18 protein-coding genes are annotated in these 25,811 nt (G+C 54.2%); 15 read left to right on the top strand and 3 right to left on the bottom strand.

Annotated elements, in window-relative coordinates; all coding sequences use genetic code 11:
* Positions 1-183: 183 nt before the first annotated feature.
* Positions 184-1,167 (bottom strand): LacI family DNA-binding transcriptional regulator, encoded by a 984-nt coding sequence (locus tag ACORNT_RS00480; protein ID WP_321393815.1) that lies wholly within the window; start codon positions 1,165-1,167, stop codon positions 184-186.
* Between the two features lie 111 nt (positions 1,168-1,278).
* On the opposite strand from ACORNT_RS00480, the gene ACORNT_RS00475 reads away from it, so the two are divergent.
* Entirely contained in the window at positions 1,279-2,445 is a 1,167-nt protein-coding gene (locus ACORNT_RS00475) for a cytochrome P450 (protein WP_321393813.1), read from the top strand.
* Positions 2,446-2,480: 35 nt separating this feature from the next.
* Here ACORNT_RS00475 and ACORNT_RS00470 read toward each other — a convergent pair whose 3' ends face one another.
* Positions 2,481-3,767 carry an MFS transporter gene (locus ACORNT_RS00470; RefSeq protein WP_321393811.1) on the bottom strand — a complete coding sequence of 429 codons (1,287 nt, stop codon included), beginning with the start codon at positions 3,765-3,767 and terminating at the stop codon, positions 2,481-2,483.
* Between the two features lie 311 nt (positions 3,768-4,078).
* Here ACORNT_RS00470 and ACORNT_RS00465 point away from each other — a divergent pair, with 311 nt between their 5' ends.
* The 3 genes from ACORNT_RS00465 to ACORNT_RS00455 all read left to right on the top strand — a co-directional run bounded on the left by ACORNT_RS00465 (position 4,079) and on the right by ACORNT_RS00455 (position 8,623).
* Complete coding sequence (locus ACORNT_RS00465; protein WP_321393808.1) at positions 4,079-6,265, top strand: TonB-dependent receptor; 2,187 nt, start codon at positions 4,079-4,081, stop codon at positions 6,263-6,265.
* Positions 6,266-6,341: 76 nt separating this feature from the next.
* Complete coding sequence (locus tag ACORNT_RS00460) at positions 6,342-7,847, top strand: hypothetical protein (RefSeq protein ID WP_321393805.1); 1,506 nt, start codon at positions 6,342-6,344, stop codon at positions 7,845-7,847.
* The gene (locus tag ACORNT_RS00455) at positions 7,847-8,623 is read left to right on the top strand and encodes a hypothetical protein (RefSeq protein WP_321393803.1); all 777 of its coding nucleotides are present in this window, start codon (positions 7,847-7,849) and stop codon (positions 8,621-8,623) included. Before ACORNT_RS00460 ends, ACORNT_RS00455 begins: the two co-directional genes overlap by 1 nt.
* Before the next feature lie 130 nt (positions 8,624-8,753).
* Here the strand turns inward: ACORNT_RS00455 and ACORNT_RS00450 are convergent, their stop codons facing one another.
* Complete coding sequence (locus tag ACORNT_RS00450) at positions 8,754-8,876, bottom strand: hypothetical protein (protein WP_321393801.1); 123 nt, start codon at positions 8,874-8,876, stop codon at positions 8,754-8,756.
* A gap of 336 nt (positions 8,877-9,212) precedes the next feature.
* Between ACORNT_RS00450 and ACORNT_RS00445 the strand changes: the two genes are divergently transcribed.
* The 11 genes from ACORNT_RS00445 (at position 9,213) to ACORNT_RS00395 (ending at position 25,795) form a co-directional block, all read left to right on the top strand.
* Positions 9,213-10,094: a hypothetical protein gene (locus tag ACORNT_RS00445; RefSeq protein ID WP_321393798.1), complete on the top strand. Its 882-nt coding sequence runs from the start codon at positions 9,213-9,215 to the stop codon at positions 10,092-10,094.
* Between the two features lie 25 nt (positions 10,095-10,119).
* Positions 10,120-10,743, top strand: a complete 624-nt coding sequence (locus ACORNT_RS00440) for a hypothetical protein (protein WP_321393795.1) — start codon at positions 10,120-10,122, stop codon at positions 10,741-10,743.
* 280 nt (positions 10,744-11,023) lie between these two features.
* Positions 11,024-11,914 carry a LysR family transcriptional regulator gene (locus tag ACORNT_RS00435; RefSeq protein ID WP_321393793.1) on the top strand — a complete coding sequence of 297 codons (891 nt, stop codon included), beginning with the start codon at positions 11,024-11,026 and terminating at the stop codon, positions 11,912-11,914.
* A 119-nt stretch (positions 11,915-12,033) separates the two neighbouring features.
* Positions 12,034-14,115 (top strand): CapA family protein, encoded by a 2,082-nt coding sequence (locus ACORNT_RS00430; RefSeq protein WP_321393789.1) that lies wholly within the window; start codon positions 12,034-12,036, stop codon positions 14,113-14,115.
* A 20-nt stretch (positions 14,116-14,135) separates the two neighbouring features.
* Entirely contained in the window at positions 14,136-15,134 is a 999-nt protein-coding gene (gene dgcN / locus ACORNT_RS00425) for an N-acetyltransferase DgcN (RefSeq protein ID WP_321393787.1), read from the top strand.
* Positions 15,131-16,147 (top strand): N-acetyl-D-Glu racemase DgcA, encoded by a 1,017-nt coding sequence (gene dgcA, locus ACORNT_RS00420; protein ID WP_321393785.1) that lies wholly within the window; start codon positions 15,131-15,133, stop codon positions 16,145-16,147. The genes dgcN and dgcA overlap by 4 nt, the downstream gene beginning before the upstream one ends.
* A 3-nt stretch (positions 16,148-16,150) precedes the next feature.
* Entirely contained in the window at positions 16,151-17,149 is a 999-nt protein-coding gene (locus tag ACORNT_RS00415; RefSeq protein WP_321393783.1) for a TAXI family TRAP transporter solute-binding subunit, read from the top strand.
* Positions 17,134-19,749, top strand: a complete 2,616-nt coding sequence (locus tag ACORNT_RS00410; protein ID WP_321393780.1) for a TRAP transporter permease — start codon at positions 17,134-17,136, stop codon at positions 19,747-19,749. Before ACORNT_RS00415 ends, ACORNT_RS00410 begins: the two co-directional genes overlap by 16 nt.
* Positions 19,746-21,494 (top strand): gamma-glutamyltransferase, encoded by a 1,749-nt coding sequence (ggt, locus tag ACORNT_RS00405; protein ID WP_321393779.1) that lies wholly within the window; start codon positions 19,746-19,748, stop codon positions 21,492-21,494. Before ACORNT_RS00410 ends, ggt begins: the two co-directional genes overlap by 4 nt.
* Before the next feature lie 102 nt (positions 21,495-21,596).
* A complete protein-coding gene (locus ACORNT_RS00400) occupies positions 21,597-22,670 on the top strand; it encodes a hypothetical protein (protein ID WP_321393775.1) in 1,074 nt (357 codons plus the stop codon).
* A 158-nt stretch (positions 22,671-22,828) separates the two neighbouring features.
* Positions 22,829-25,795: a TonB-dependent receptor domain-containing protein gene (locus tag ACORNT_RS00395; RefSeq protein WP_321393770.1), complete on the top strand. Its 2,967-nt coding sequence runs from the start codon at positions 22,829-22,831 to the stop codon at positions 25,793-25,795.
* The last annotated feature ends 16 nt before the right edge of the window (positions 25,796-25,811 follow it).

The following is a 25,811-nucleotide window of genomic DNA, read 5'->3' as shown; positions in this document are numbered from 1 at the left end:
TGGTGTCACCGGCTCGCGGACTGTTGGTTCGGCAACGACTGCCTGATCAAGTCTGAACTAATTCAATTTAGGAATATCACTGGTTCTCTAAGGGAGTTTCAACATTGGGGTTTCCATTGGGTGTGTATCTCCCCTAGCAATTTCTTAAAACTCAATAGGCAATAGAACATTGCGTGCCGCTGATCAGGCGCTTTCGCGGGCAATCAGGCGGAAACCGACATCGATGCGGTTTTCAGTGACCGGCTCGCCCTTTTCCCGTTTTCTGAGCAAGGCAATTGACTCCCGGGCAATACGGGCGCCGTCAATATCGATGGAGGTTATCGTTGGCCTCATTTCACCTGCCAGGGCACTGTTGCCGAAACCGATTACGGCAATATCGCCAGGCACGTTCAGGCCCGCGGCCTGGGCCTCAATGATCAGGCCCTGGGCCAGCCAGTCGGAGCCGCAGACAATCACATCGGGCAGGGGGTTCAGGCGACGGATATTGGCAAAGGCGCTGCGGGCATTGCCAAAACGCAGAGGCAGTTCCAGGCTGTCTTCCGTCAGGAGGCCGCCGCCCTGGGCTTCCCACTCTTCCTTGAAGCCGTCCCGCCGTCTGAGCGCCCGGGCGCCTCGTGTGGCGATAAAGTGCGGTCGAATATAACCCCTGCCTCTGAGGAAACGGGCGATATCCTTGCCGATTTCATAGTGGGAAAATCCGATCGCCACATCTATGGGGTCCTCCGGCAGGTCCCAGATTTCGATCACGCTGGTTTTGCTACGTCTCAGCAGGGCCCGGGTTTTGTCACGTACATCGCCGGTAATCACGATGGCTTCGGCCCGCCGCCCGAGCGCAGCCATGATCAGGTCATCGGTGCGGTCCGTGTCGAGTTCGGTGAGACCCAGCATCACAATCGAGCCGGAGGCGGAAAATTCATTGACCATGGCTTCCATGGTGTCGTTGAAGATGGAGGGCCCGAGTTGTGGGATAAGAACAGCCACCAGACGGCTTTTGTTGCTGGCAAGGCCGCCGGCCAGCATGTTGGGGATGTATCCGGTCGCCGCAACGGCTTCCCGGATGCGTTTGGCGGTGGTCTCGGCAACTACACCCGGGGTGTTGAAAAAACGTGAAACAGTTGCCGTCGACACACCAGCGTGTGCCGCCACATCGTCCAGGGTTGGGTTCATGTTGCTCTGTTCCACAAAATCGTGAGTATCACTAATCCCAAAAAATTACAATGAAACATAATAGTCAGATTTATATTGCAAGCGCTTACATTTGGCGATATGGTCCCTCGCATGCAAGATTTTGACCCATTAAAACCTGAAACCCTGGATAGTCCGCACGAGGAATATCACCGTTTGCGGAGTCAGTGCCCGGTTGCCCACAGTGATGCCTGGGGCGGTTTCTGGGCGTTGACCAGGTATGACGATGTGGCAAATGCTGCGTCTGATTCCGACAACTTTATTACCTCTGTACAGAATGTAGTGCCCAAGGTGGCCTTTACCGGTCGCCGACCGCCGTTGCATCTTGATCCTCCGGAACATACGCCCTATCGCCGGGCGCTGGCGCCTTTGCTTACCGCGAAGCAGGTTGCCCGGTTTGAGCCGGTGATCCGGGACATCTGCAACGATCTTCTCGATAGAATGCTGGAACAGGGAGGCGGGGATATTTGTAATGAATATTCTGCGCCCATGCCGATCCGGACTTTTGCCCACTGGATGAATCTGCCCGATGAGCAGATTGAAATCCTGGCAGAGGTGGGCCGGCGCTACAATTTTGCTGTTCAGTCGGATGACGAGCAGGAAACAAAGGAATCCAGCGCCCTGTTGTATGATATGGCCAGGAATCTTGTTCTGGACCGAAAGAAAAACCCGCTGGATCCCGCCATCGATGCCACAAGCGCGCTTTTGGCGGCACGGGCGGAGGGTGAGCCCCTTCCGGATGAGATGATTGTCGGCACTATCAGGCAGGTTCTTGTGGTCGGCATAATCGCGCCGACGGTGCTGATCGGCTCAATTGCGGTGCATCTGTCAGAACATCCTGATCTGCAACAAAAGCTGAGGGACGATTTGTCCCTGGTGCCGGCCGCCATCGAGGAATTCCTCAGGCTCTATACGCCCTACAGGGGTTTTGCCCGCACCCCTGCGAAGGATATTTGCCTTAGGGGGCGTGACATAAAGAAAGATGAGCCGATTGCCCTGGTTTACGCGGCGGCAAACCGGGATCCAGAGGTCTTTGAGAGGCCGGACGAATTTATCCTCAATCGGCCGAATATAAAGGATTCTCTGGCTTTTGGCCGTGGAGTGCATGGCTGTCTCGGGGCAACTTTGGCTCGGCTGGAGCTTATTGTGGCTCTGGAATGCCTCCTGGTCAGAACAAACAGCTTTGAGGTAAACGGGCCGGTCAGGCTGACCCGCATGCCGGAAATCGGTGCTCTCAGCGTTCCGTTGACCTTTTCCTGACATGTCTTCGACTGCATGATAACAATGCGCGGGCGTTAATTTGCCTCGCGCACTCTATCGTCCGCCAGTTTCAGCCGGATCAGCAGTACAATGACGCTGGCGCAGAACATGAGTGAGGCTACCAGCAGGATAGGGGCGAAATATCCGCCGCTTTGTTCCCTTATGTAGCCGATAATCTGCGAGATGATGGCGCCGGAGGTGTTGCCGGCAATGTTGATGGTGACAACCCCGATGGCCATGCTGGCAGGCGTGAACAGAGCCGTGGGAAGGGCCCAGAAAGCACCCTGGGCGGCGCCAAGTCCAAGTCCGGCGATGAACAGCAGTGAGAGGCTCAGAACCCCATATCCTGAAGCCGTTGCGGCAATGATTGCCAGCGCCGAGATGGCAGAGGGCAGGCCAATATGCCAGAACCGCTCGCCGGTTTTGTCGGAATGGGCGGAATTGAAATAAACGCCGAGGCCAACCCCCATCCAGGGAAGGGCATTGACCAGGCCAATCTCAAAGGCGGACAAGCCGGACATATGCTGAACGACCTGGGGTAGCCAGAACATAATGCCGTATGCACCGGCAAGCAGGCAGAACCACAGCAGGGCGGAGGCCCAGACAATGGGGCTCATGATCACCGACCAGTCGTTTATTGGCTTTTCGCCTTCTTTGGTGTGGTTCGTGCTGTTGGCGGCCAGCCAGTTTTTTTCCTCGTTTGTCAGCCACTTTGCTTCTCGCGGCGTGTTGGGAAAATAGAACAGGGAGGCCAGTCCCAGCAGGATTGTCGGTGTGCCCTCGGCCAGAAACATCCAGCGCCATCCCGCCATTTCGCCAGGCGCTTGCATGTCCAGCAGGTAGCCTGACAACGGGCCGCCCAGAATAATGGACAGGGGTATGGCCAGCATGGGCAGGGCAAAGGTTGTTGCTCTTTCCTTTTCAGTGGCGAACTGGCTTAGATAGAGTACGATACCGGGGGCAAGACCACCTTCAGCAATGCCGATAATTACACGGATCACATAAAATTCCATAGGGGTGTGTATGAAGGCCATTGTGGCGGAGGCTGCTCCCCAGACCACTGCAAGGCCTGAGATCCATAGCTTGAAACCATACTTCTGGCACAGCAGTATGCTTGGATATTGCCCGGCCAGATAACCGAAAAACAGAATGCCGGCGCCGAAGCCGTATGTCGCAGGGGAAAAACCGAGGTCAACATTCATCTGCAGAGCGGCGAAACTGACATTGGCCCGGTCCAGGGAGCTGAGAAATATAAACAGGATGGTGGGAATGACCAGCCGCCAGCGTACCTTGATGGCCAGTTCCCTTTGTACCTGTATCATGAAGAATCTCCCTATGCGACTAAACGCTCTGTGCTCGTGTTTTTCCCCGGCGATGGCCGGATTGACAGACGGCTATATTTACTCTGTTTGGCTGGAAGATCAATAGAAAGCGCTTGCAAAAAGTATTATTGGCTTAAAAACAATGTGGTAGATATATAATGGGTGCCAAAACAGTAAAAATTACAATGTAAGGGCTTGCATTTAAATGCTATAAATGATAGCTAAATCATAACAAACACATGTGAATGCTGTCTTGGGATCTAATTTACAGTTATTCACTTATACTTTAAAATAGGGAAGGGAATTTTGGAATGATACGCTCTCATAAATATTTACCTTTGTTTTCCGGTGTCTTGGCCGGGTTTGCATTGTCCGGCGCCGTTCAGGCCCAGGAAGTGGATGGTGCAGAAGCATTTACTCTTGAAGAGATCGTCGTGACAGCGGAACGTCGTGAACAGAACCTGCAGGATATTCCGATCTCTGCCACGGTGCTGACGGCTGATGCCCTGGCCAAAAAAGGCGTTGGCAATATCCATGATATCCAGAATGTGGCGCCGTCCGTGGCCATCAATACCTATAACCGTTCCACATTCATCAATATCCGTGGTGTCGGGATCGCCCAGTCCGCGCCGACCTCTGTGCCGGGGGTGGCCTATTATACCGATGGCATTCTGGTTCCGCATGAACAATTCATCAGCCAGAGCTTCTTTGATATCGCCACCATCGAGGTCCTGCGCGGCCCGCAGGGAACCCTGACCGGGCAGAACTCTACCGGCGGCGCCGTTTACGTACGCACGCCAGCCCCGGAATATGGGGAGACTTTCGGTTATGTGGATGGCACCGTCGGCAATTATGATAAATACCGTCTGGTCGGCGCCCTCAATCTGGATATGGGCGAAAATTTTGCCATGCGTGTCTCTTATGTGCACGACGAGCGCGACAGCTTTACCGATAATATCGGTCCGAGCCCGAGCTCTCCCGGTGATATGAACCTGGATGCGGCCCGCATCAATCTTGCCTTCCGGACAAGCGACGAAAAACTGCGGGTCAACCTGCGCGGCGAACATTTTGACCTGCATACTGGTTACAATGCGGTGAAAAACCCCGATGATGCGGTCAGCGACGATCCTTTCGTGATCGAGGAAGACGCCATTTCCTATCTGGATCAGAACGGTTATCGGGCGTCTGCCGAAGTCAAATACGCCATCACCGAGGAAATTGACATGCGCGGTCTGGTGTCCTACCAGGACGGCTATACCCGTGATCAGGTGGACGGCGACCGGACCGCGACTGCTCTGCCGGTCCCGGAAGGGCTGCCCGCCAATGGTGCCAACCGCGCCATTTATCCTGCACGCGTGAGCCGGGGGGATACCACTTTCGAAACCTTTATGGCGGAGTTTAACCTGATGTCCACCGGCGACGGTCCGGTACAGTGGGTGGTCGGCGGTTTCTATTTCGACGAGGATGTGCCGGTTGAGCTTCTCAGGGACAACCACAGCAATGTGGATTTTGTTTCCTCTGATTCAACAATCGACACGGAAGCTGAAAATACCAGCAAGTCCCTGTTCGGTCAGGTGAACTGGTATGCCACTGACGAGCTTGAATTTATCGCCGGCGCCCGCTACAGCTGGGATAAACAGGTCTATCACCGTAACATATTGCCTGGGCCTCCGATGGACCCCTTCAGTACATCCACTGATTCGACAGAATTGACCGGCAAGATCGGTGTGAATTATCACATGGAAGACACGCTGCTCTATGTCACGGCCTCCAAAGGTTACAAGGCGGGCGGTGTGAACCTCTTGGAACCCCAGGGCAACTTCGGGCCTGAGAAAAACTTTGTTTATGAAGCCGGTGTCAAGACCGAACTGATGGACCGTCATATCCGGGTGAATGCGGATGTCTTCTATTCCGACTATCAGGATATTCAGCTCGCCAGCCTGCTGAACGGCCTGCCGGTGACCCAGAATGCGGCTTCCGGTGAAGCCTGGGGGATGGAACTTGAGGTTCTGGCCCAGTTCGGCGGCCTGAGTTTCAACCTGGGTCTCAGCTACCTGAGCGCGGAATTTGCCGAGGACGCCTGTATCAATGATGCCAATGAGCGGATCGTCAGCCCCGAGTGTGACAACACCAACCGGCTGGTGCATGAAGGCGATACCTTGCCCTTCTCTCCCGAATGGACGGTCAATGCGGGGGTTGAATATGAATTTGTTCTTGATAATGGCATGTCGCTGACTCCGCGGGTGCAATGGTCCCATCTGGACAGCCAGCTGGCGACACCGTTCCTCAGTGACCGCTCCTTTGTGCCGTCCCGGGATATCTTCAATTTCCGTCTGACCCTGGATGTGGACGAGGACCTGAAAGTGGAAGGTTTCGTGGATAACTTCACCGACGAAACCTATATCGCTTCCCAGGTGCAGAATGCTTCCAGTGCCAACGGTGGTTACCTCTATGGTCCGCCACGCACCTTCGGTGCAAGGGCAAAATATAACTTCTAAACTGTTCTCCCATTCCGGGGCCTCCAACGATTCAGGAGGTCCCGGTTTTTTTTGAGACAAATACATGATGGCTGCCATGAGAAAAGCTCTTGCGATTCTGTTGTTCATCGTCACTCCGTTTGCCGGGCTGAACGCCCATGCCGGAGACGGGGAGAGTAGTACTGATGACTGGTGGGCGCCCGGCGACGAGCGGATTTTTCCGTCGGCCATCGAATATGAAAATGGCCTCGGCGTTCTGCGGGTTCTGAAGACCGGTGAGCCGCTGGAGGTGGAAAGCCACCCTTTCTTTGCACCGCTTGGTCTCAATGGTCGCGGCTGCGTGACCTGTCACCAGCCGGCGGATTCCATGAGCCTGTCGGTCAAGACCATCCGCAACCGCTGGAGGGAAACCGATGGCGGTGATCCGCTGTTCGCCGCCTATGACGGGTCCAACTGTCCGGCACTGCCGCAGGAGGAGCGGGACTCCCATTCTCTGCTTCTGGACCACGGCCTGTTTCGTGTTTCAATTCCGTGGCCGCCAAAAGACCGTTACGGCAAAAAGGTGGTGCCCGATTTTGATATCGAAGTGGTTCGCGATCCCTGGGGTTGTAACACCGGCAAGGATTACGGCCTTGAGGCTGAACAGCCGGCCATTTCCGTCTACCGCCGGCCGCGCCCGGTGGCCAATCTGAAATATCTGATTGCGGTCGGCTTTGCCTATGATCCAAAACAGGGGCTGCCGCTGCCGGTTAATCCGGAAACGGGCGAAATGCTGTCCGGCAATATCATGGCCGACAACCGCGCGACGACCTTGTTCGAGCAGATGCAGGACGCCTCCAGAACCCATCTGGAGATGGTGGACGGTCTGACAGTTGAGCAGAAGAATAAAATTCGTGAATTTATCCTCACCGTTTATACCGCCCAGGCGGAGGACAAGGTCGGCGGGCCGCTGGACGAGGGCGGGGCCCGGGGTGGACCGGAACTGCTGCGGGATTCTCCGGCCGGCAGGCTCGGCAGCCAGGGCATCCCGGTCTGGAGCGAATTTGAAGCCTGGGAACATATGAGTGGCGAAGAAAAGGCGAAGCTTACTGAAGAGGAAATCGCCTACCGCGAGTCTGTTGCCCGTGGCGCCCGGGTGTTCAAGGAGAAAATGTTCCTGATTTCCGACAGTGCCGGCATCAACTCCCCGATCGGTTTTGGCAATCCGGTGCTCAACAGCTGCGTCTTCTGTCACAACATGAGCCAGATGGGCAATGATGTGGCCCCGGGCCAGGTGGATCTGGGGACGACGACCATGCCGTTTGCCGATCCGGCGCCGCATCTGCCGCTGTTCAAAATTACTTGCACGGGGGAACCGCATCCCCATTACGGCCGGGAGATTTTCACCCACGACCCGGGGTTCGCCATGATTTCCGGCAACTGCCGCGATGTGGGCAAAATCACGCTGCAGTCCATGCGTGGCCTGTCAGCGCGCGCGCCCTATTTTTCTAACGGGTCAGCCAATGATCTGCGTGCCGTGGTAGACTATTATGATCGCCGCTTTAACATCGGCTATACCGAACAGGAAAAACAGGACCTGGTGCACCTGATGGGGGCGCTGTGATGAAGAAACTTATCTTTTCAACATTCCTGATCATGCTCGGTTTTGTCCCTGTTGTCGTAGAAGCCGGAGAGCTTGTCCGTTTCATCAGCTGTCCCATCTACCGGGATGCACGGGACGGTCGCAAGTCCGGCTGCTGGCTGGCTGATGACCGGGAAAGCGGGGTTCGCTATGATGTGACCCCGTCCCCGATCAAACCGGACTGGAATTTCGAAGTTCTGGTGGAAGGTTATATGTCCGACAAGCAGGATAATCCCTGTGGCGGTGTGGTGCTGGAGCCGGTTCATGTGTCGAAGCTTTCCACCCACTGTACGCGCCATATGCTGCCAGCCGAAGGGTTTCCCGGCCGCCGCTATAGTCTGCCGCCCCGCAATGTGCGTCCGCTGTCCGAGGCGCGCCCCACGCCACCCGGTCCCTATACGGACCGCACCTTCCATATGTTTTTCGAATTCAACCGGCATTTCGTCAGTTACCAGTATGGTGATTACCTGCTGGATACGGCCATCACCTGGATAAGGGCCGCCAAACCCAAGAAGCTTGTGGTTACCGGCTATGCAGCGTCCGAACCCGAGGAGCTTTCCGGCCGGACCATTGCCGAAAAACCGGAACTGGCGCGCCAGCGGGCGGAAAAAATGAAAGAAGCGCTGATCCGCCTTGGTGTGCCGGAAGAGCAGATCGAAATTCACTGGGCGCAAAATCCGGCACCGGTGGATGTGGAGGCCGCCGATGGGCTGGCCGAGGCGTCCCGTCGCCGTGTTGATATTAGGGCGCAATTCTAATTTACGGGCGTCAGGTGCCAATGGAATGTGGTGTCCTTTTGTCATTTGACAGAGGTGTCCCGACTAAGATGACACTCGTATGTTCCGGTTTGATGCATTGCCTGAGGGTTCCATTGGTAGCGCACCTCCGCTACCAATTTTCTTTCATGTCATTCAGAAATTCGCTCAGGGCTTCCGGGCCGTAGCCGTAATGGCCTGGCAGATCAATCAGGTCACCGGTCGGCAGGAACAATTCAACCGGAGAAGCTACCAAGTGCCGATAGGTTCCATTGGCCCATTGCCGACGTTAAGGGTCTGGTGGGGGACGTTACGCGGCATGCGGGCTTTATCTTTCGAAAAGAACAGTTTATCGCAATTCCTTTGTCGAATGCAGCGAGATTATGCACTCTGCTCAGCCCTGCACCTGGCCGGTGTAGAAGTCAGGCAGGTTTGAGGCTGACCGGGTTATAGGTAATTGAAGATTTTAACCATGGCACTGCGTTTCCTGTGACCGCAATATGTGTCATAAAATGGTTATCATAGCTGAAAAGTATGTGATTTTGTGCACTTAAAGAAAGAAACTATAATATCGTATATGGGGAGAGAAAATATGAAGAAGCGTTTTTCAGCGTTTATTATTCCGTTGCTCACTTTTTTGGCTGTGAGTGGCGCAAGTCATGCCCGGGATGAACTACCGGTCCTCGACGGCCCTTATCTCGGGCAGGAACCTCCCGGTTTGACACCTGAAGCATTTGCGCCCGGTATTGTTTCGACAGAACATTGGGAATATGGCGGCGTCTTCACACCCGACATGAATGAGTTCTACCTGCTGAGGAACGGCGGCAAATACGAAGACGCTACGTTCGTTGTTTTTCAATATGAAAATAATCGTTGGCGCGAGTCTGTTGTATCAGGCTGGGCCGGTCAGCCGTTCGTCTCTCCCGATGGCAGGGCCATGCATCTGGGCCGGCGCTATATGGAACGCACCGAGGACGGATGGTCGGAGGTGAAAACTCTCGATGCCCCCTTTAAAGACCTGCTGATCATGCGGCTTTCGGCGTCGGCCAACGCCACCTATTATTTTGATACCTATGACAAGGAAAACCCGGCCTTTCCCCTGCGCTATTCCCGCCGGATTGACGGAAAATATGAAGAGCCGAAAGTCCTGGGCCCGGAAATCAACACAGGCACTTACCTGAACCATCCCTTCATTGCGCCCGATGAATCCTATCTGTTGTGGGATGCCAAGAGAGAAGGCGGCTATGGCGATTCAGACATTTATATCAGTTTCCGACAGCAGGATGGCACCTGGGGCGCGGCTATTAATCTGGGCGACAAGGTAAACACCGGCGCCTGGGAAGCCTCCGCCAGCGTCACCCCAGGCGGAAAATATCTTTTCTTCAACCGGAATATGGGCTCGGATAAATACGAAAATGTAGATATTTTCTGGGTCGACGCCCGGGTTATTGAGGAGCTCCGGCCACAGGAATAGTTAGAAGCGCACTGGAGAATTTTCCATGAAAAATATACCCAAATTGTTGGCATTGAGCGCTGCTCTGGCATTCGACTGTTCTGTAGCCATTGCTGCTGAAACCATTACTATAAAGGAAACTAACAAGGCTGCGCTCCTTGATGGTCGCTGTGGGGGTGATGAATGGGACGCTGCGACAAAAACCGAACTACCAGCACAGGCTTCGTTTTATGTTATGCATGACCAAGAGTATTTTTACATTTGTGTTAAAGCCACTGCAGATGATTATACGGTTTTAGACCTTTACATAGAGCATCCACAAACTGGTGAGCTTCACAAGTTTCATCTTTCTGCACAGATGGGGGAAGGTATTCTCAGAAATAATAAGTGGGAGCCAGCTTCTGGCCCGTGGGAGCTTAAAGATTATGCTGGCTTCTGGGTGCCTTACTCAGGGCTTGAAGACCGAGAGAATAGAAAGAATCCTGGATTTGCCAGGGGTACCCACCGGCAAGTTCAAATATCGCGCAAGAAGTTTTCAGGCGACACTTGGAAAATGATGATCGGCGTGAGCGGGATGAGACGCGAAGGTAAGCGGGTGGAAGTCACTTATCCTGAAAAAGCGGTTGATACCGATAAATCAACCTGGGGGAAGTTTCTATTTTCTGACTAGAAGTGACCTTCCGAAACTAATGGAATTCCCAATTCATTGTTGTATTGAACTTTTGTTTTAGTTCTATGGGACCCAGTTTGGCTAACTGATCTTTTCTCGAGAGAGATCAACTGGTTGTGTCCCCGGTTTCAGATGTAACTTTCATGTAAACAAATGAAGCAAGGGAAGGGGGCAGTTCAGGATAAAATAAATTACAGTTGCACTTTGATTCGATCGTGGTCAGCATATAGAGCATTTCAATACTGAGAAATTGAGACCCTTTAACATAAAGATTGTTTAAATGCGATTGCGTCATATCGAAGTTTTTCATGCCGTATACACGACTGGCACTGTCAGCAGTGCGGCAAAACGCCTGAATGTGTCCCAGCCTTCCATCAGCAAGGTCCTCCATCATGCGGAGGATCAACTCGGATATCCGCTTTTCGATCGGGTCAAGGGCAAACTGATCCCGACCAATGAAGCTCATGTATTGTTCAATGAAGTCCATAAGGTTTACCGGCAGATGCGGACCCTGCAGGCCAAATCCCGTAACCTGAGAGGAGGTCGTTCAGGTCATGTGCGGCTCGCTGTGATGCCGGCGCTGGGGCTGAATATTCTGCCGCTGGCGATTGCAAGTTTTCGTCGGCAGTTTCCTGAAATTACCTTTGATGTACAAACCCGCCATTATGACGATCTTGTCAAATCCCTTAACGAACATGAGGATGACATAGGCCTTGCCTTTAATCCTCCACCCCAGGAAGGGATACAGGAGTATGACTTTGGAAGCGGTGAGTTTGTCTGTATCTGCAACGAGGGGGATTTCGGGAAGTCTGACCGGAAAATCCAGTTGGAGGAGCTGGAAGGGAAGGACGTAATCGGCATAAAGGACAGTGGACCGCTGGCCGAAATTCTCTACAGCAGCCTGCTCGACCGTGGCATTGAACTGAATTCGGTTGTGACAGTGCAGACCTATTACATTGCTAAAAACATTGTTGGCTATGGCGGAGGTGTGGCGATCGTCGACCAGGTGACGGCCCTGTCCGAGGGGCCGGGAAACATCATGATCCGGGAAATTGATCCCCCGATCCTCTATTCCGTCAAAGGGCTGTATCTGGAAAATAGTCCGCTTTCAACGGCATGCCGGAATTTCCTGGAATTTTTCAAGCTGACCTATGAAAATTATATGTCCTGATGTCAGTGTATAACCAAAGGTTATATGCGTTTTAAAAACCGGAATTATACAGGTGGCTGAAGCCGGGGTAGTCTGTTTCATCCGTTTGATCGGGAACAGTTTCTTTCGGGACGCAAGTAATGGACAAATGTATATTTTCACTGATTTTTTACCTGTTTTTCGTCGTGCCCGAAAGCCAGGCAGCCCGCGATCTGTTTTCAGGATTTATCCTTGATGAGCAGGGAAATCCCGTTGAAAATGTTTCCATCAATCTGAATGAAACCAGTGTCGAGGCCGATCGGAGGGGATATTACCGGGTGGGCGCTGATCAGTCCGGGCTGATCCGTCTGACGGTATCGGCAGACGGATTTTATACTGTTCTGCACAGTTTCGCGGGACGGGAGCTGGCAAGGGATAAAGACGGATACATAATCCCGCCAATAATTCTGGTCAGGAAAAAGCCGGGGCGTGTCATGATGGCCTTTGGTGGTGACGCCATGATGGGGAGGCGTTTCAAAGACCCTGAACGTGGGGAAAAGCAGCTGATACGTCCCGGCCATGAGAGGCAGGACGCAGCCCGGCTTTTATCTCATATCGGCCCCTATATGGCGGTGGCGGATTTTGCCTCGGTGAATATGGAAACGCCGCTGATGGACAAAAAATCGAAAGCTACGGCACCGAAATCCTATGTTTTTTTTAGTCCGACAGCCATGCTTTCCGCTTTGAAATCGGCCGGCATTGATTTTGTCAGTCTCGGCAACAATCATGTGAATGACTTTGTTGAGGAGGGAGCGGCGTCCACCATGCAGGCCCTGCGCAAGAGTGGGTTTGGTTATTCCGGTGGTGGAATGAATAAGAAAGAAGCCTTGACAGCCTGGCGACAGAATATCAATGGTGTTCGCACGTCCCACCTGGGGTTTGTAGGCTGGAAGGGGAGGGTGACGCCCAACCAGGTGGCGGACGGGCCGGAGAAAAGCGGAGCAGCTTATGGCTCAGACGAAAATATTCGAAAAACTGTTTCAGAAGAGAATGATAACAGCGATCTCGTAGTGATGCAGTATCACGGCAGCAGTGAATATTCCTATGGCCCAAGTGAGACGACGGAACGGCGAATGAAGCTTGCCGTGGAGAGCGGTTCAGACCTGGTGATTGGCCATCATCCCCATGTGGTGCACGGATTCGAAATCTACAAGAACAAGCTCATCGCCTATTCATTGGGTAACTTTGTCTTTGATCAGTATCGTTATGAAACCCATCCTTCCGCCATGCTTTATGTCTGGATGGACGGAGAGAAGTTCCATCGGGCCGAGGTTGTGCCGCTTTATATCAAAAACTATCATCCGACACCGGCGGTGGGCAGCATCCGGCAGTATGTGTTGAGGCGGCTTGCGGACCAGTCTGCGGAACGGGGCCTGGTTCTGGGCCGTTCGGGCGGACATGCGGTAATCCAGCTGTCTACACGGGCGCTGGATGCCATTGAGACGGTGCAGATCAATGGAGGAGACAAGATAATTCGTCTTAATACCCCGTGGTATCTGTATCCCCGGGTGATCGAGGCCGGTTCAGGCGGCTATCGTTTCGGACGGGATCGTTTGCTGTTTGGTGATTTTGAACAGCAGGGACTGTGGGGGCTGTCTGATGACAACTGGAACTCTCCGGATGCAAGCTGTGCCATGCAGTCGAAGGTGGTATACAGCGGAAGTCAGGCTCTGTGTCTTCCGTCCGGCACCCGTACGGAACTGAAAAACTTCATCCGGACCCATGATTTTGTGCCTGGAACGCCGCTTACCCTGCATGGATTTCTCCGTTCGGCGCAAAAAGCGTCGGTGAGAGTCTCGCTCAGTTATTGGGAGGAAGGTAAAAGCAGGGGATTTGCCCTGAAAAAGGGCCGAATTGCAGAGCTTGGCCGACTGACCGCCAGCCCCGGTGAATGGCGGCAGTTTTCCATTGAGTTTCCAGCTCCTGAAAAGGATAAAGTCAAGGGTTTCAGGTTGTTTCTGGAAAATGAAGATGGGGCGCCCGCTTTCGTTGATGAGGTATCACTGATTGAATGGCGGGCGGAAATGGTTGACCGGAATGGCGGGAAAGAAGACAGGCCCTGGTTCAGGATGGATTTTATCGAGTTCAATGAAAAACCGGCAGAGCCGGCTGTCGTGAAGATCCGGGGTTATTCAGCGCCGGTTGCTACAGGCCAACAGCTCTCTGCCCAGACAATCAATTAAGTTCAAAGGTAGTAACGATTATGGAAATTTTGTCACCATATCTTCTTTTTCTTGGTGATGTGCGCGACCCTCTCTCGGTCAAGACCTCTCGCGGAATTGCCCAGTGGCGTCCGGAAAAATGTATCGGCCAGTTCAGGATGTCCGGCTGTGAAGTCAGTCTCGGTTATCCGGACATGACCATTGCCGAGGCGGCGGGAAAGGGGGCTAAAACCTTTATTCTCGGGCTGGCCAATGCCGGCGGAACCATTTCGGAAAACTGGCTTCCCCACATTCGCGAGGCGCTTGAATGTGGTATGGATGTGGCCAACGGTCTGCATCAGAAGCTGTCTGATATTCCCGAGATCAAGGCCCTGGCTGAAAAAAACGGGCGCCGGATATTCGATGTCCGTCATTCGTCACAGAAGTTGGCTGTGGGGACCGGCATCTGGCGCCAGGGAAAAAGGCTGCTTACAGTGGGGACCGACTGTTCTGTGGGTAAAATGTATACGTCTCTTGCGTTGGAAAAGGCGATGGTCTCCCGCGGGATGAATGTAGACTTTCGGGCTACCGGTCAAACCGGCATCCTGGTTTCCGGAGGCGGTATTTCCGTGGATGCGGTGGTGGCCGACTTTATTTCCGGGGCTGTGGAATATCTCTCCCCGAACAACGAGGAAGATCACTGGGATATTCTGGAAGGGCAGGGTTCCCTCTTTCATCCGTCCTATGCTGGAGTCAGCCTTGGCTTGTTACATGGCGCACAGGCAGATATACTTGTGCTTTGCCACGAAATGGGCAGACAGCATATGCGGGGTTTGCCGCATCAGCCATTGCCAATGATCGGCGACTGTATCGAGGCAAATTTGCGGGCGGCTTCCCTGACCAGTCCGGGAGTGAAATTGGGTGGCATATCTGTGAACACATCTGCCTTTGAGATGGGCAAGGCCCGGAATTATATGAAGGAGCTTGCAGCGGATTTCAGTGTTCCCTGTGTTGACCCTCTCAGGGATGGTGTGACGGAAATTGTGGATTTTATTTCATGATCAACAAACGCCTGACGTTCTGCCATGAGAACTGGTCCCTTCGAGAACCTTTCAGGATCTCCCGCGGTGTGAAGACCTGTGCGGATGTTATACATGTAGCCATAAACTGTGACCAGGTGACGGGGCAGGGTGAATCTGTGCCTTACGCCAGATATGGGGAGACCACGGAAAGTGTCCTGGACCAGATCGAGGAGGTGCTGCCGGAAGTTGAAGGAGGGACAAATCCCGAAGAACTGCTGGAACTCCTCCCGGCTGGGGCGGCCCGCAATGCTGTCGACTGTGCCCTGTGGGATCTGATGGCCCGCTGGCAGGGCAGATCCGTTCCTGAACTTTTTGGGCTTGAGGTGCAAAGGGAACTGGAAACTGCAATTACCATCGGGTTGGATACACCGGAAAAGATGGCAAAAAAAGCCCGGATGAATAGGCGTGCACCGTTATTAAAGGTAAAACTTGATCAGGAAAATATTCTCGATCGTGTTCGCGCGGTCAGGATACAGGCGCCGGAAAGCCGGATCATTCTGGACCCAAACGAAAGCTGGAACATGGATATCCTCAGGTTGGTCGATGAGGAACTGGCCGGACTGGGCATCGATCTTCTGGAACAGCCGCTGCCTGCGGGGCAGGATGATGGGCTGCGGGAGTATCGCCCAAAGGTTCCGGTCTGTGCCGACGAATCCTGTCATACCTCGCAGGACCTTCCGGCACTGACGGGAAAATACCAATATATTAATATCAAGCTGGACAAAACCGGCGGACTTACTGAGGCAGTCAGGCTAAGGGAACTGGCGCTTGGACAGGGGTTCGGCCTTATGGTCGGATGTATGGTTGCCACCTCCCTGTCCATGGCGCCGGCAATATTGCTGTGTAGTGGGGCGGATTTCATCGATCTGGACGGGCCGTGGTGGATGGCAAAGGACCGCGAGGACGGTTTTAACATCCAGAACGGCATCATCCGGAATATCTCCGGCAATCTGTGGGGCGGGACGGAAAAGGCGGAAGCGGCGGTGAGTTAACTTATGGTGTTTCTGCGTGTGATTTTTCTTTTGAGTATTTGCCTTGCAGGGGTCGATGTCGCCCGGGCGGAACGGTTCTTCACGATCGGAACCGGCGGTGTGACCGGTATTTATTATCCGGCCGGCGCCGCCATCTGCCGTATGGTCAACTGGCAGCGCAGCGAACACGGACTTCGCTGTTCCGTGGAAGCAACCGGCGGTTCCATCTATAACATTCGCTCGGTGCGCAGGGGCGAGCTGGATATTGGCGTCACCCAGTCCGACTGGCAGTCCCATGCCTATTACGGCAACAGGCTGTTCAAGCGTGACGGCGCCTGGCCGGGCCTCAGGACCCTGTTTTCCCTTCATTCGGAACCTCTGACTATTGTTGCCCGCCGCGACAGCGGTATTCAACGTCTCTCTGATCTCAAAGGAAAACGGGTCAATATCGGCAATCCCGGGTCGGGGACACGGGCGACTATGGAAACCCTGATCAGGGCGCTGGGCTGGGCGGAATCAGATTTTGCCTTAGCTGCGGAGCTTAAGGCGTCGGAACAATCCCAGGCCCTGTGCGACAACAAACTGGATGCCATCGCCTATGTGGTCGGTCAGCCCAGCGGCGCTATCAAGGAAGCGACCACAAGCTGTGACTCGGTAATTATCGAGGTGGCCGGGCCTGAGATCGACAGGCTTCTTGATAATAATCCTTATTATGCGCCGGCGGTCATTCCGGCAGGTCTTTATAATGGCACGGACTATGATGTGAAAACCTTTGGCATGAAGGCGGTCTTCGTCACCTCCGACAGGGTGCCGGAGGATGTCATCTATCAGGTGGTCAGGGCGGTGGTCGGCAATCTGGAGGATTTCAGGCGGCTGCATGCGGCCTTCAGATATCTGAAGGCGGAGGAAATGGTCAAATCAGGCCTGATCGCTCCGCTGCATCCTGGGGCATTGAGATATTACCGGGAAGCCGGCCTGATGAGTAAGCAGGCAACCGGGGGGACGGAATGCTGTCAAAACTGAAATTCTGGCGAAGGGCGACCCGTCCCGACCTTGAGGCCATCAAGGAAAAGGTAGAGCATGTCCGCCATCCTGGCGGTGTCCCGGGGAAAGTGATTGCCGGTTTTGCCATCGCCTGGTCCCTGTTTCAGCTCTATTACGCCTCGCCGCTGCCTTACATCCTGGGTGAGGTTGTGCCGCTCTGTATGCGGTTCCTGATCCTGTTCAACGATACCCAGGCCCGGGCCATTCATTTGAGCTTTGCTGTAATTCTGGCGTTCCTGATGCATAGCGTCCGGCGCGGCGCGGAAGACAGTAGAATCCCCCTCTATGACTGGGGGATTGCCGCGGTGGCGGGATATACCGCAATGTATGTCTGTCTTGAGTATGTACCCCTGTCGGAGCGTGTAGGTGCCTATGATCCTCTAGACCTCGCGGTTGCGGGGCTCGGTCTCCTGCTGCTGCTGGAGGCGGCGCGGAGAACCCTTGGCCTGCCAATGGTGGTGGTGGCCCTATTTTTCCTGACCTATATTTTCTACGGCAACGGCTCCTGGGTGCCTGATGCCCTGTCCTGGAAGGGGGCGTCCTTTCACAAGGCCATGTCTCACCTGTGGCTGACCAGCGAGGGGGTTTACGGTATTGCTCTCGGTGTCTCCACGGGCTTTGTCTTCATGTTTGTCCTGTTCGGGGCGCTGCTGGAAAAAGCCGGCGCAGGTAACTATTTCATTCGGCTTGCCTTTGCCCTGCTCGGTCATCTTGAGGGCGGTCCCGCCAAGGCTTCGGTAATTGCATCGGCCCTGACCGGACTGATTTCCGGCTCCTCCATCGCCAATGTGGTGACCACCGGCACCTTCACTATCCCGCTGATGCGCAAGGTGGGGTTCAGCCGGGAACGAGCCGGCGCCATCGAGGTGGCCTCTTCCGTCAACGGCCAGATCATGCCGCCGGTGATGGGAGCGGCCGCCTTTCTGATGGTGGAATATGTGGGCCTGCCCTATACGGAAATCATCAAACATGCGGCCCTGCCGGCAGTGATTTCCTATATCGCGCTTTTTTACCTGGTTCATCTCGAGGCAAAGCGCAAGGGCATGACCGGACTGCCGCGCCGCGGCGAACGCCTGACCGTGCTGCAGCTTCTTTACGTGTGGGCGGCGGCGATTGCCGGGTTAGCCCTGCTGTCAGGGGCGGTCTATTTCGGCCTTGGCTGGATCAGGTCGGTTTTCGGGTCCTTCGCGACGGTCATCATCCTGCTCCTGCTTCTCCTGACTTATGGGGCGCTTCTGAAGGTTTCCGCTGCCGTGCCGGAGATTGAGGAGGATACAGACCTTGAGCATCTGCCGCCGGCCGGTCATATTTTCAGGGGTGGTCTTTATTATATTCTGCCTGTAGCCCTGTTGATCTGGTGTCTGATGGTGGAGCGGCTGTCGCCGGGCCTGTCGGCCTTTTGGGCAAGTATGCTGATGATTTTCATCTTGCTCACGCACAAGCCGCTGAAGGCCCTGTGGCGGCGACATGAAACCGTCGGACAGGATTTCAGAAGCGGCCTTGCGGACTTCAGGACGGCACTATACTCCGGTGCCCGAAACATGGTGGGGATCGCCATTGCCACAGCCATGGCGGGGATTATTGTGGGGGCGGTGTCGCTCACCGGTATCGGCCAGGTATTTGCCGCCTTTGTGGAGGTGCTGTCCGGCGGTAATCTGATACTGATGCTGGTCTTTACGGGGCTGATCAGTCTTGTGCTGGGCATGGGGCTGCCGACCACGGCCAACTATATTGTGGTGTCCAGTTTGATGGTGCCTGTAATTACTACCCTTGGGGCTCAGAACGGCCTGCTGATCGAACTGGTGGCGGTACATTTCTTTGTTTTCTATTTCGGTATCATGGCCGATGTGACGCCGCCGGTGGGGCTGGCCAGTTTTGCGGCGGCGGCGGTTTCCGGCGGCGATCCGATCCGTACCGGCATTATGGCTTTTATCTATAGCCTGCGCATGATCATCCTGCCCTTTATCTTTATTTTCTATCCGGAATTACTGCTGATCGGCATTGGCGGGCCGTTCCATCTCCTGCTTGTTATTGTGACGGCAGTGGTCGGCATCCTCTGCTTTGCCGCCTCGCTCAGAGGGTTTTTCCTGGTGCGCAGTCGGCACAGGGAATCCGTCGCCTTGCTTCTGGCGGCCTTTACCTTTCTGGCGCCTGGCTTCTGGATAGACAGGATGTTCAATGCCTGGGAGGAGCGTCCCCTGCAACATTTCGCCGCTGAACTCCCGGCGCTGCCGGACAACAGCCTGCTGCAACTGCAACTGGAGCGGATGGATTTCGAGAATAAATCGAAAGTCTCCCTGGCGACGGCGCCTGCGGGCCCGGCAGCAGATATTGAAAAACGCCTGAAAGCCTTTGGCCTGGAAAAGTTGAGAGACGAAGGCAGTTACTTCTCCGCTGAAGCCGTTTTCAACGGCCCGCTGGATAATCCTGAACTGGACGCCCGGTTAAAAATATTGTCCTATAAAGTGCCGAAGGCACAGCCGGCGAAACAGTGGATGTATATTCCGGCGGTATTGATATTGGGTATGGTCGTCTGGCTTCAGCGGAGAAGAGCAAAAATGGAAGGGGATAAGGCATGAGGAAACGTCAACCGGTACAACAAAAATCGAACGTCCGTGCGGGCGGAATTCTGTTTTCCTTCCTGCTGTTTCTGATATTCATTCCCCAGGCTTTTGCTCAGGCGATCATTGACTATTCTTCCATCCATCATCCGGTTGTGGGCAGGGAAGGCATGGTGGTCAGCCAGAATTATTACGCCAGCGAAATCGGGGCGGAAATTCTGCGCAAGGGAGGCAATGCAGTGGATGCGGCCGTGGCAGTCGGTTTCGGGCTTGCCGTAACCCTGCCGCGGGCGGGTAATCTGGGCGGTGGCGGCTTCATGATCGTCCACCTTGTGGATCAGAACAAGACCATTGCCATAGATTACCGGGAGATGGCGCCGGCGGCGGCGCACCGGGATTTCTTCCTGGATAAAGAAGGCAATGTTGATCAGGAACAGACTCGTTACAGCCTGAAGTCGGCGGGTGTGCCGGGCACGGTGGCCGGACTTCATCACGCCCTGGAAAAATACGGCACCATGTCCTGGGCTGACGTGATCGAACCAGCAGAAAAGCTTGCCCGCAAGGGCTTTAAGGTCAGTTTTGACATGGCGGAAAATCTGGCCAGTCGGGCGCGCCTGCGCAATAACGATGAAACCTGCCGTGTTTATTTCAAGCCGGGATGTGTGCCCTATGAGGCCGGGGAAACCATGGTTCTCGGCGATTTGGCAAAGTCCCTGAAACGATTGCGAAAGAACGGGCCGGCCGAATTCTATATGGGCAAGACGGCCAGGCTGCTGGTCGCGGAGATGGAACGGGCTGGAGGTAGTATCACCCTGGAGGACCTCAAGGCCTATGATGTCAAGGAACGCGAGCCGGTGCGGGGAAATTTCCGGGAGTATGAGGTTGTTTCCATGCCGCCGCCCAGTTCCGGCGGGGTTCATATCATCCAGATGCTGAACATGCTGGACAAGCTGCCCGTTGCAAAAGACGGGGCGGGCAGTGCCCTGTCGGTTCACTATCTGACGGAAATCTTGAAACGGGCCTATGCGGACCGGAGCAAATATCTGGGCGATCCGGATTTCACCGATGTGCCGGTCAAGGGGCTGACCGATCCGGCTTATGCCGCGGAACTGGTGAAACAGATCAGGGCCTGCTGCGTTACTCCGTCAATGGAAATTCTGCCCGGCGACCCGCTGCCTTATGAGAGCCCGGATACAACGCATTTCTCCGTGATGGACAAATGGGGCAACGCGGTGGTGAATACTTATACGCTGAATTTTTCCTACGGTGCCGGGATTACCATTCCCGGAACGGGGATTCTGATGAATAACGAAATGGATGATTTTTCCGCCAAACCCGGAGTGCCGAACGGTTTCGGGCTGATAGGGGGCGACGCCAACGCCATCGAGGCAGGGAAACGGCCGCTGAGTTCCATGACGCCGACCATGGTCATGAAGGATGGTAAACCGTACCTGCTGACCGGAAGTCCGGGCGGCAGCAAGATCATTTCCTCGGTCTTTCAGATACTTGTCAATGTGCTGGTGTTTGACATGAACCTCGCCGAGGCGACGGCGTCGCCACGCATACACCATCAGTGGCTGCCTGATGTTCTTCTTATCGAGCCGGGTTTTAGTCCTGATACACTCACCATTCTCAAATCCATGGGATACGAGACGGAACAGGGATCTACCATGGGCAGCGTGCAGTCCATCATGCACCGGGACGGGGTGTTCCTCGGCGTTGCCGATTCGAGGCGACCTGGTGCCCGGGCTGTTGCACCCTGAAGCACCTATAGCGCCGGGTTATACCCATCGAAACTTATACTATTTCAGCTTTACCTGTTTCTCCCCGATAATTAGCTGACCTACCAAAAGGGGAGAAAATTGATGATTAGAAAACTTATTTATATATGCGCCGCTGTGGCGTTATTTCCGACTATGGCCAATGCTCTTGTTGTGGAGAGTGGCGATTTTTATGACGAGGTTCTTCGTCTGAAGAATCTGGCTTTTCAAGAAAATTCAGGAGACTATGTACCGCCGTCTACAACCCAGCGGGCGGACTTCAGGGCTCTGGCCCAAAGTCTGTATGACAATGACTGGTCAACGGCGGAAACCCAGGCTGCGGCCTTGGGGTACGAACTGGTGAAATTTACCAATACAACAAGCGGATCAACCTATTGGGGTGTCCGGGAAGTGCTTGTGAACAACGCCCAGACCAAGGGTTGGGGGTCCTATTTTATCAACGAGGATTATCTGACCACGGTGACGGTTGAAGTGCCGCATCCGGTGCATGATACCAATACCCATCGCCTCGGCGCACGGGTGTTTGAAGATGCCGATGCCAGGGGCTTTATGCTGGCCGGTTCTCACCGTTCCGCCAACGGTTCCCAGACGGCCAACCCGACAAGCCTTGCCTATTCCATTTTCCAGGAAGTGCATGAGGTCTGGAACGGTGGCTACGGCGACAGCACAGCCTGGCAGTTGCATGGCTATGGCAGTGGTACAGCAGATCATTTCCCGGATGACACGGATGCGGTGCTATCTGACGGTGATGGTAACGTGACCGTTGAGTTGCAGCTCCTTGATGCAGCCCTGGAAGGGATCAATGTCTTCGGTGACGCCTATGTGTTTAACCAGCTTGTTATGACGGACCCGCTTAACGAAGGGGTCAATGGTGTCGGAGTGGATGGGTACAGCCCCTTCTGGCGGCTAGGCGCCCGCAACAACCCCCAGGGTCAATATTCCCGGGATCAGGGCGGCACCTTCGTTCATGCCGAGTTCTCCAATTATATGAGAACCACCCCGACCCGTCGCGATCAGCTTCTGGCCGAGGCCATTGTGGGGGTAATCCAGGCCACAGCAACCGTTCAGCAGTCTGTGGATGTGCCGTCTCCTGCGCCTTTCATGCCGATGCTGGCCGGGCTTGGATTTCTGGCTCTGCGTCGGAAAAATAAAAAGTAACCCGAATATAAACCTTATTCTGCGACCAGGGGTATAGCCTGAGGTTATACCCCTGATAAGCAGTGTTATTGGATAATCAGAAACCCCTCAAGAATAATGAGGGCACAGGGGGTTTTGGGCCCGATAAAACCCGAAAGGGTCAAAAATGGAGGAAAGAGATGTTTCATAAGAGTAGGAAGAGTGTGTTCAAGGCCGTGCTTTTGTCCGGTGTTTGCGGCCTGGTTGCACAGGCCGCTGTGGCGCAAGAAGCTGCGTCTGCAAATGAAGAGCCGGAAGCTTTTGAAGAGATTATTGTTGTTGGTTCCCAGATCAAGGGGGCGAAAACCACGGGTGACTTGCCGGTGACCCTGATGGGTCAGAATGACCTTGATGCCATTGCCGCCACATCCGGCATTGAGCTTTTTGACGCCCTGCCATCCAACGGCGTGATCAATTTCAATGGCACGGATACTGTAGGTGGCGGTGTGAACAGCGCCCGCGGCGATGTGGCGTCCATTAACCTGCGCGGGATCGGGTCCGGCAATACGCTGGTATTGCTGAATGGCCGCCGTGTGGTTCAGCATCCGGGCACGCAGACTGAAGACCTTGTCATTGTGACGACTTCAAACGTGAATGCCCTGCCGGTCAGTGGCATTCGCCGGGTTGAGGTGCTGCAGGAAGGGGCTTCCGCCCTTTACGGTTCCGACGCCGTTGCGGGTGTGGTCAACACCATCATGCGGGACAATTATGAAGGATACCGGATTGGCGCTGAATATGGCGATGCGGAAAATACTTCCCGCAGCAAACTTAATATTGATTTCCTAGGCGGCTGGAACCTGAATGATGACAAGACCAATATTTCACTGTCTCTGACCTATTATAATGGATCAGGAGTCGATGCCACCGAATTTGACAGGTCAGCCTCTTCTGACTTGCGGCCGCTTGTCGAAGGTACTGACTTTGAAGAGGATACGAATTTCGACAACCGCTCCAGCAGCAACGTCTGGGGACGGTTTTATGCGGATGACAGTGTTTCCGGCCTGACCACAAGTTCGGGGCAGTTCCATATCGAACCTGTCGATGCGGATGACAGCAACCAGGACTGTATTTTCGGCAATGACCTTTGCCTTGACAGTGGTGCCATCAGCCGCGATCAATATTATGATTCCAACATGCATCGTCAGACTATTTCCGATACGGAACGCGGCAATGCCTTCCTGTTTATCAATCATGAATTTGATAACGGCATGGAGTTCTTTAGCGAACTTTCATATTACCGTTCCGAATCCACCAAGAACCGCGAACATTCTTCACTGTTATCCAGCACACCCGTCTTTATGTCTGAAACGGCCTATTACAATCCGTTTGGCGCGGTTGGCAGCGGTAGTCGTCTCGACGGGTACACCATCCCCGATGAAGGGCTGGCGATCGAAATTGATCGTTATCGTGCGATTGATGCGGACGTGCGTTATATTGACGTGGATAATGAATCTTACCGCGCCCTGGCCGGTCTGCGCGGTCAATGGAGTTCATGGGACTGGGAAGGCGCGCTGCTTTATTCCCGTGCGGAAACCAATGATACCACAACAAGAATCAGCAACAGCCTGTTCCAGGAAGCCCTGAACCGGACCGACAGTTCCGCCTATAATCCCTTCTGTGCCGGTCTTTGCAATGACCAGGCGACCATCGACAGTTTCATTGTCGATGTCAGCCGGATCAACACGACCGAACTTGCTTCAGCAGACTTTAAACTTTCCAATCCGGCGGCGTTCGAGCTTTTCGGAAATGAAGTCGGGGCCGCGATCGGTGTCGAATGGCGTTACCAGAGTTTTTCTGAAGATCGTGATGATCGCCTTGATGGTACAATTACCTTTACAGATTCTGTTACAGATGAGGAATTTGGTTCTGATGTGATGGGATCGAGCCCGACGGCGGATTCTTCAGGTGACCGTCATACCTTCTCCGCCTTTGGCGAACTGGCGGTGCCGCTGGTGGCCTATGATGCGGATCGCACTTTCCTGACCAGCCTCGATATGCAGTTGGCCGGTCGTTTTGAACATTACAACGATGTGGGCAGCGTGTTTAAGCCCAAGGTGGCGCTGGCGTGGGGTGTCGCTGACGGTCTTAAAATCCGTGCCGCCTATACCGGCGGCTTCCGGGCACCGGCGCTTGAGGTCGTGAATACCGACAAGTTTACCCGCGTGAATACCAGGACGGATTATTATACCTGTCTGGCGGCCATTAACAAAGGCGAGGCCTCGGGGGTGGATGATTGTGATTCTTACAGCGATAGTGTCGAGTCTATTCGTTTCGGCAGTGACACTCTTGGGCCTGAAACAACGGATAACTACTCTATCGGCATGGTGTTTGCCCCGGAAACAGAGGTTGATTTTGTGATCACCGTGGATTACTGGCGAATTGACCAGAATAATGCTGTTGGCATTCTTGGTGATGATGTCTGGCTCGCCTATGAAGCCTATGCCGCCCAAGAAGGGCTGGCGCTCCCGGACAACATAATCAGGGCGGCACCGACTGCAGAAGATATCGATCATTTTGACGGTTCGGGCCTTGATGCAGTCGGTGAAGTGTTGAACGTGCTTGATCCCTTCTTCAACCTGGATAAACGCCGCACGGAAGGTCTTGATATCAGCCTGGCTTTCAAGCTTGATGAAACGGCCATGGGGGACTTTTCCTTCAAGCTGAACGCTTCCCGGCTCTTTAAAGCGCAACAGACCCTTTCTGAAGAGGGAACAGGAGGGGCAATCTTCCTTGGTGATCCTACTGAAAGCAGGGACCTGGTTAAGGAAAACGGCCGGCCGAAATGGCAGCTGACCAGCAGCGTGACCTGGCGTAATAACGGCTGGGGTGCGGGACTTTGGGCGAAATACACCAGCTCCTTCTATGATCCCAGCGCCGTTCAGAACGATACCGGTGAATATTGGTTAGTTGACTCCTGGTTCCGCATGAATGCCTATGTCCAGTATAGCTTCGATGAAGGCGCCCTGGACGGCACACGGATCCGGATCGGCGCACGCAATATCTTTGATAAAGAGGCGCCGCTGGCTGATGCCACATACGGTTATGACTCAAGTCTGCACAGCAACGAAGGCCGTTACTGGTACGCTTCCGTCCGCAAGACTTTTTAATCAACCCTCAGGGGAG

This window comes from Emcibacter sp., from assembly GCF_963675455.1.
Lineage (GTDB): Bacteria > Pseudomonadota > Alphaproteobacteria > Sphingomonadales > Emcibacteraceae > Emcibacter.
This window is presented reverse-complemented; position numbering and strand designations above follow the sequence as displayed.

Excerpts from the sequence above, each read along its gene's own strand:
- ACORNT_RS00480 (WP_321393815.1), bottom strand. The coding sequence starts at position 1,167 with ATGAACCCAACCCTGGACGATGTGGCGGCACACGCTGGTGTGTCGACG.
- ACORNT_RS00440 (WP_321393795.1), top strand. The coding sequence starts at position 10,120 with ATGAAAAATATACCCAAATTGTTGGCATTGAGCGCTGCTCTGGCATTC.
- ACORNT_RS00465 (WP_321393808.1), top strand. The coding sequence starts at position 4,079 with ATGATACGCTCTCATAAATATTTACCTTTGTTTTCCGGTGTCTTGGCC.
- dgcA (WP_321393785.1), top strand. The coding sequence starts at position 15,131 with ATGATCAACAAACGCCTGACGTTCTGCCATGAGAACTGGTCCCTTCGA.
- ACORNT_RS00400 (WP_321393775.1), top strand. The coding sequence starts at position 21,597 with ATGATTAGAAAACTTATTTATATATGCGCCGCTGTGGCGTTATTTCCG.
- ACORNT_RS00395 (WP_321393770.1), top strand. The coding sequence starts at position 22,829 with ATGTTTCATAAGAGTAGGAAGAGTGTGTTCAAGGCCGTGCTTTTGTCC.
- ACORNT_RS00435 (WP_321393793.1), top strand. The coding sequence starts at position 11,024 with ATGCGATTGCGTCATATCGAAGTTTTTCATGCCGTATACACGACTGGC.
- ACORNT_RS00455 (WP_321393803.1), top strand. The coding sequence starts at position 7,847 with ATGAAGAAACTTATCTTTTCAACATTCCTGATCATGCTCGGTTTTGTC.
- ACORNT_RS00470 (WP_321393811.1), bottom strand. The coding sequence starts at position 3,767 with ATGATACAGGTACAAAGGGAACTGGCCATCAAGGTACGCTGGCGGCTG.
- ACORNT_RS00475 (WP_321393813.1), top strand. The coding sequence starts at position 1,279 with ATGCAAGATTTTGACCCATTAAAACCTGAAACCCTGGATAGTCCGCAC.
- ACORNT_RS00415 (WP_321393783.1), top strand. The coding sequence starts at position 16,151 with ATGGTGTTTCTGCGTGTGATTTTTCTTTTGAGTATTTGCCTTGCAGGG.
- dgcN (WP_321393787.1), top strand. The coding sequence starts at position 14,136 with ATGGAAATTTTGTCACCATATCTTCTTTTTCTTGGTGATGTGCGCGAC.
- ggt (WP_321393779.1), top strand. The coding sequence starts at position 19,746 with ATGAGGAAACGTCAACCGGTACAACAAAAATCGAACGTCCGTGCGGGC.
- ACORNT_RS00445 (WP_321393798.1), top strand. The coding sequence starts at position 9,213 with ATGAAGAAGCGTTTTTCAGCGTTTATTATTCCGTTGCTCACTTTTTTG.
- ACORNT_RS00410 (WP_321393780.1), top strand. The coding sequence starts at position 17,134 with ATGCTGTCAAAACTGAAATTCTGGCGAAGGGCGACCCGTCCCGACCTT.
- ACORNT_RS00460 (WP_321393805.1), top strand. The coding sequence starts at position 6,342 with ATGAGAAAAGCTCTTGCGATTCTGTTGTTCATCGTCACTCCGTTTGCC.
- ACORNT_RS00430 (WP_321393789.1), top strand. The coding sequence starts at position 12,034 with ATGGACAAATGTATATTTTCACTGATTTTTTACCTGTTTTTCGTCGTG.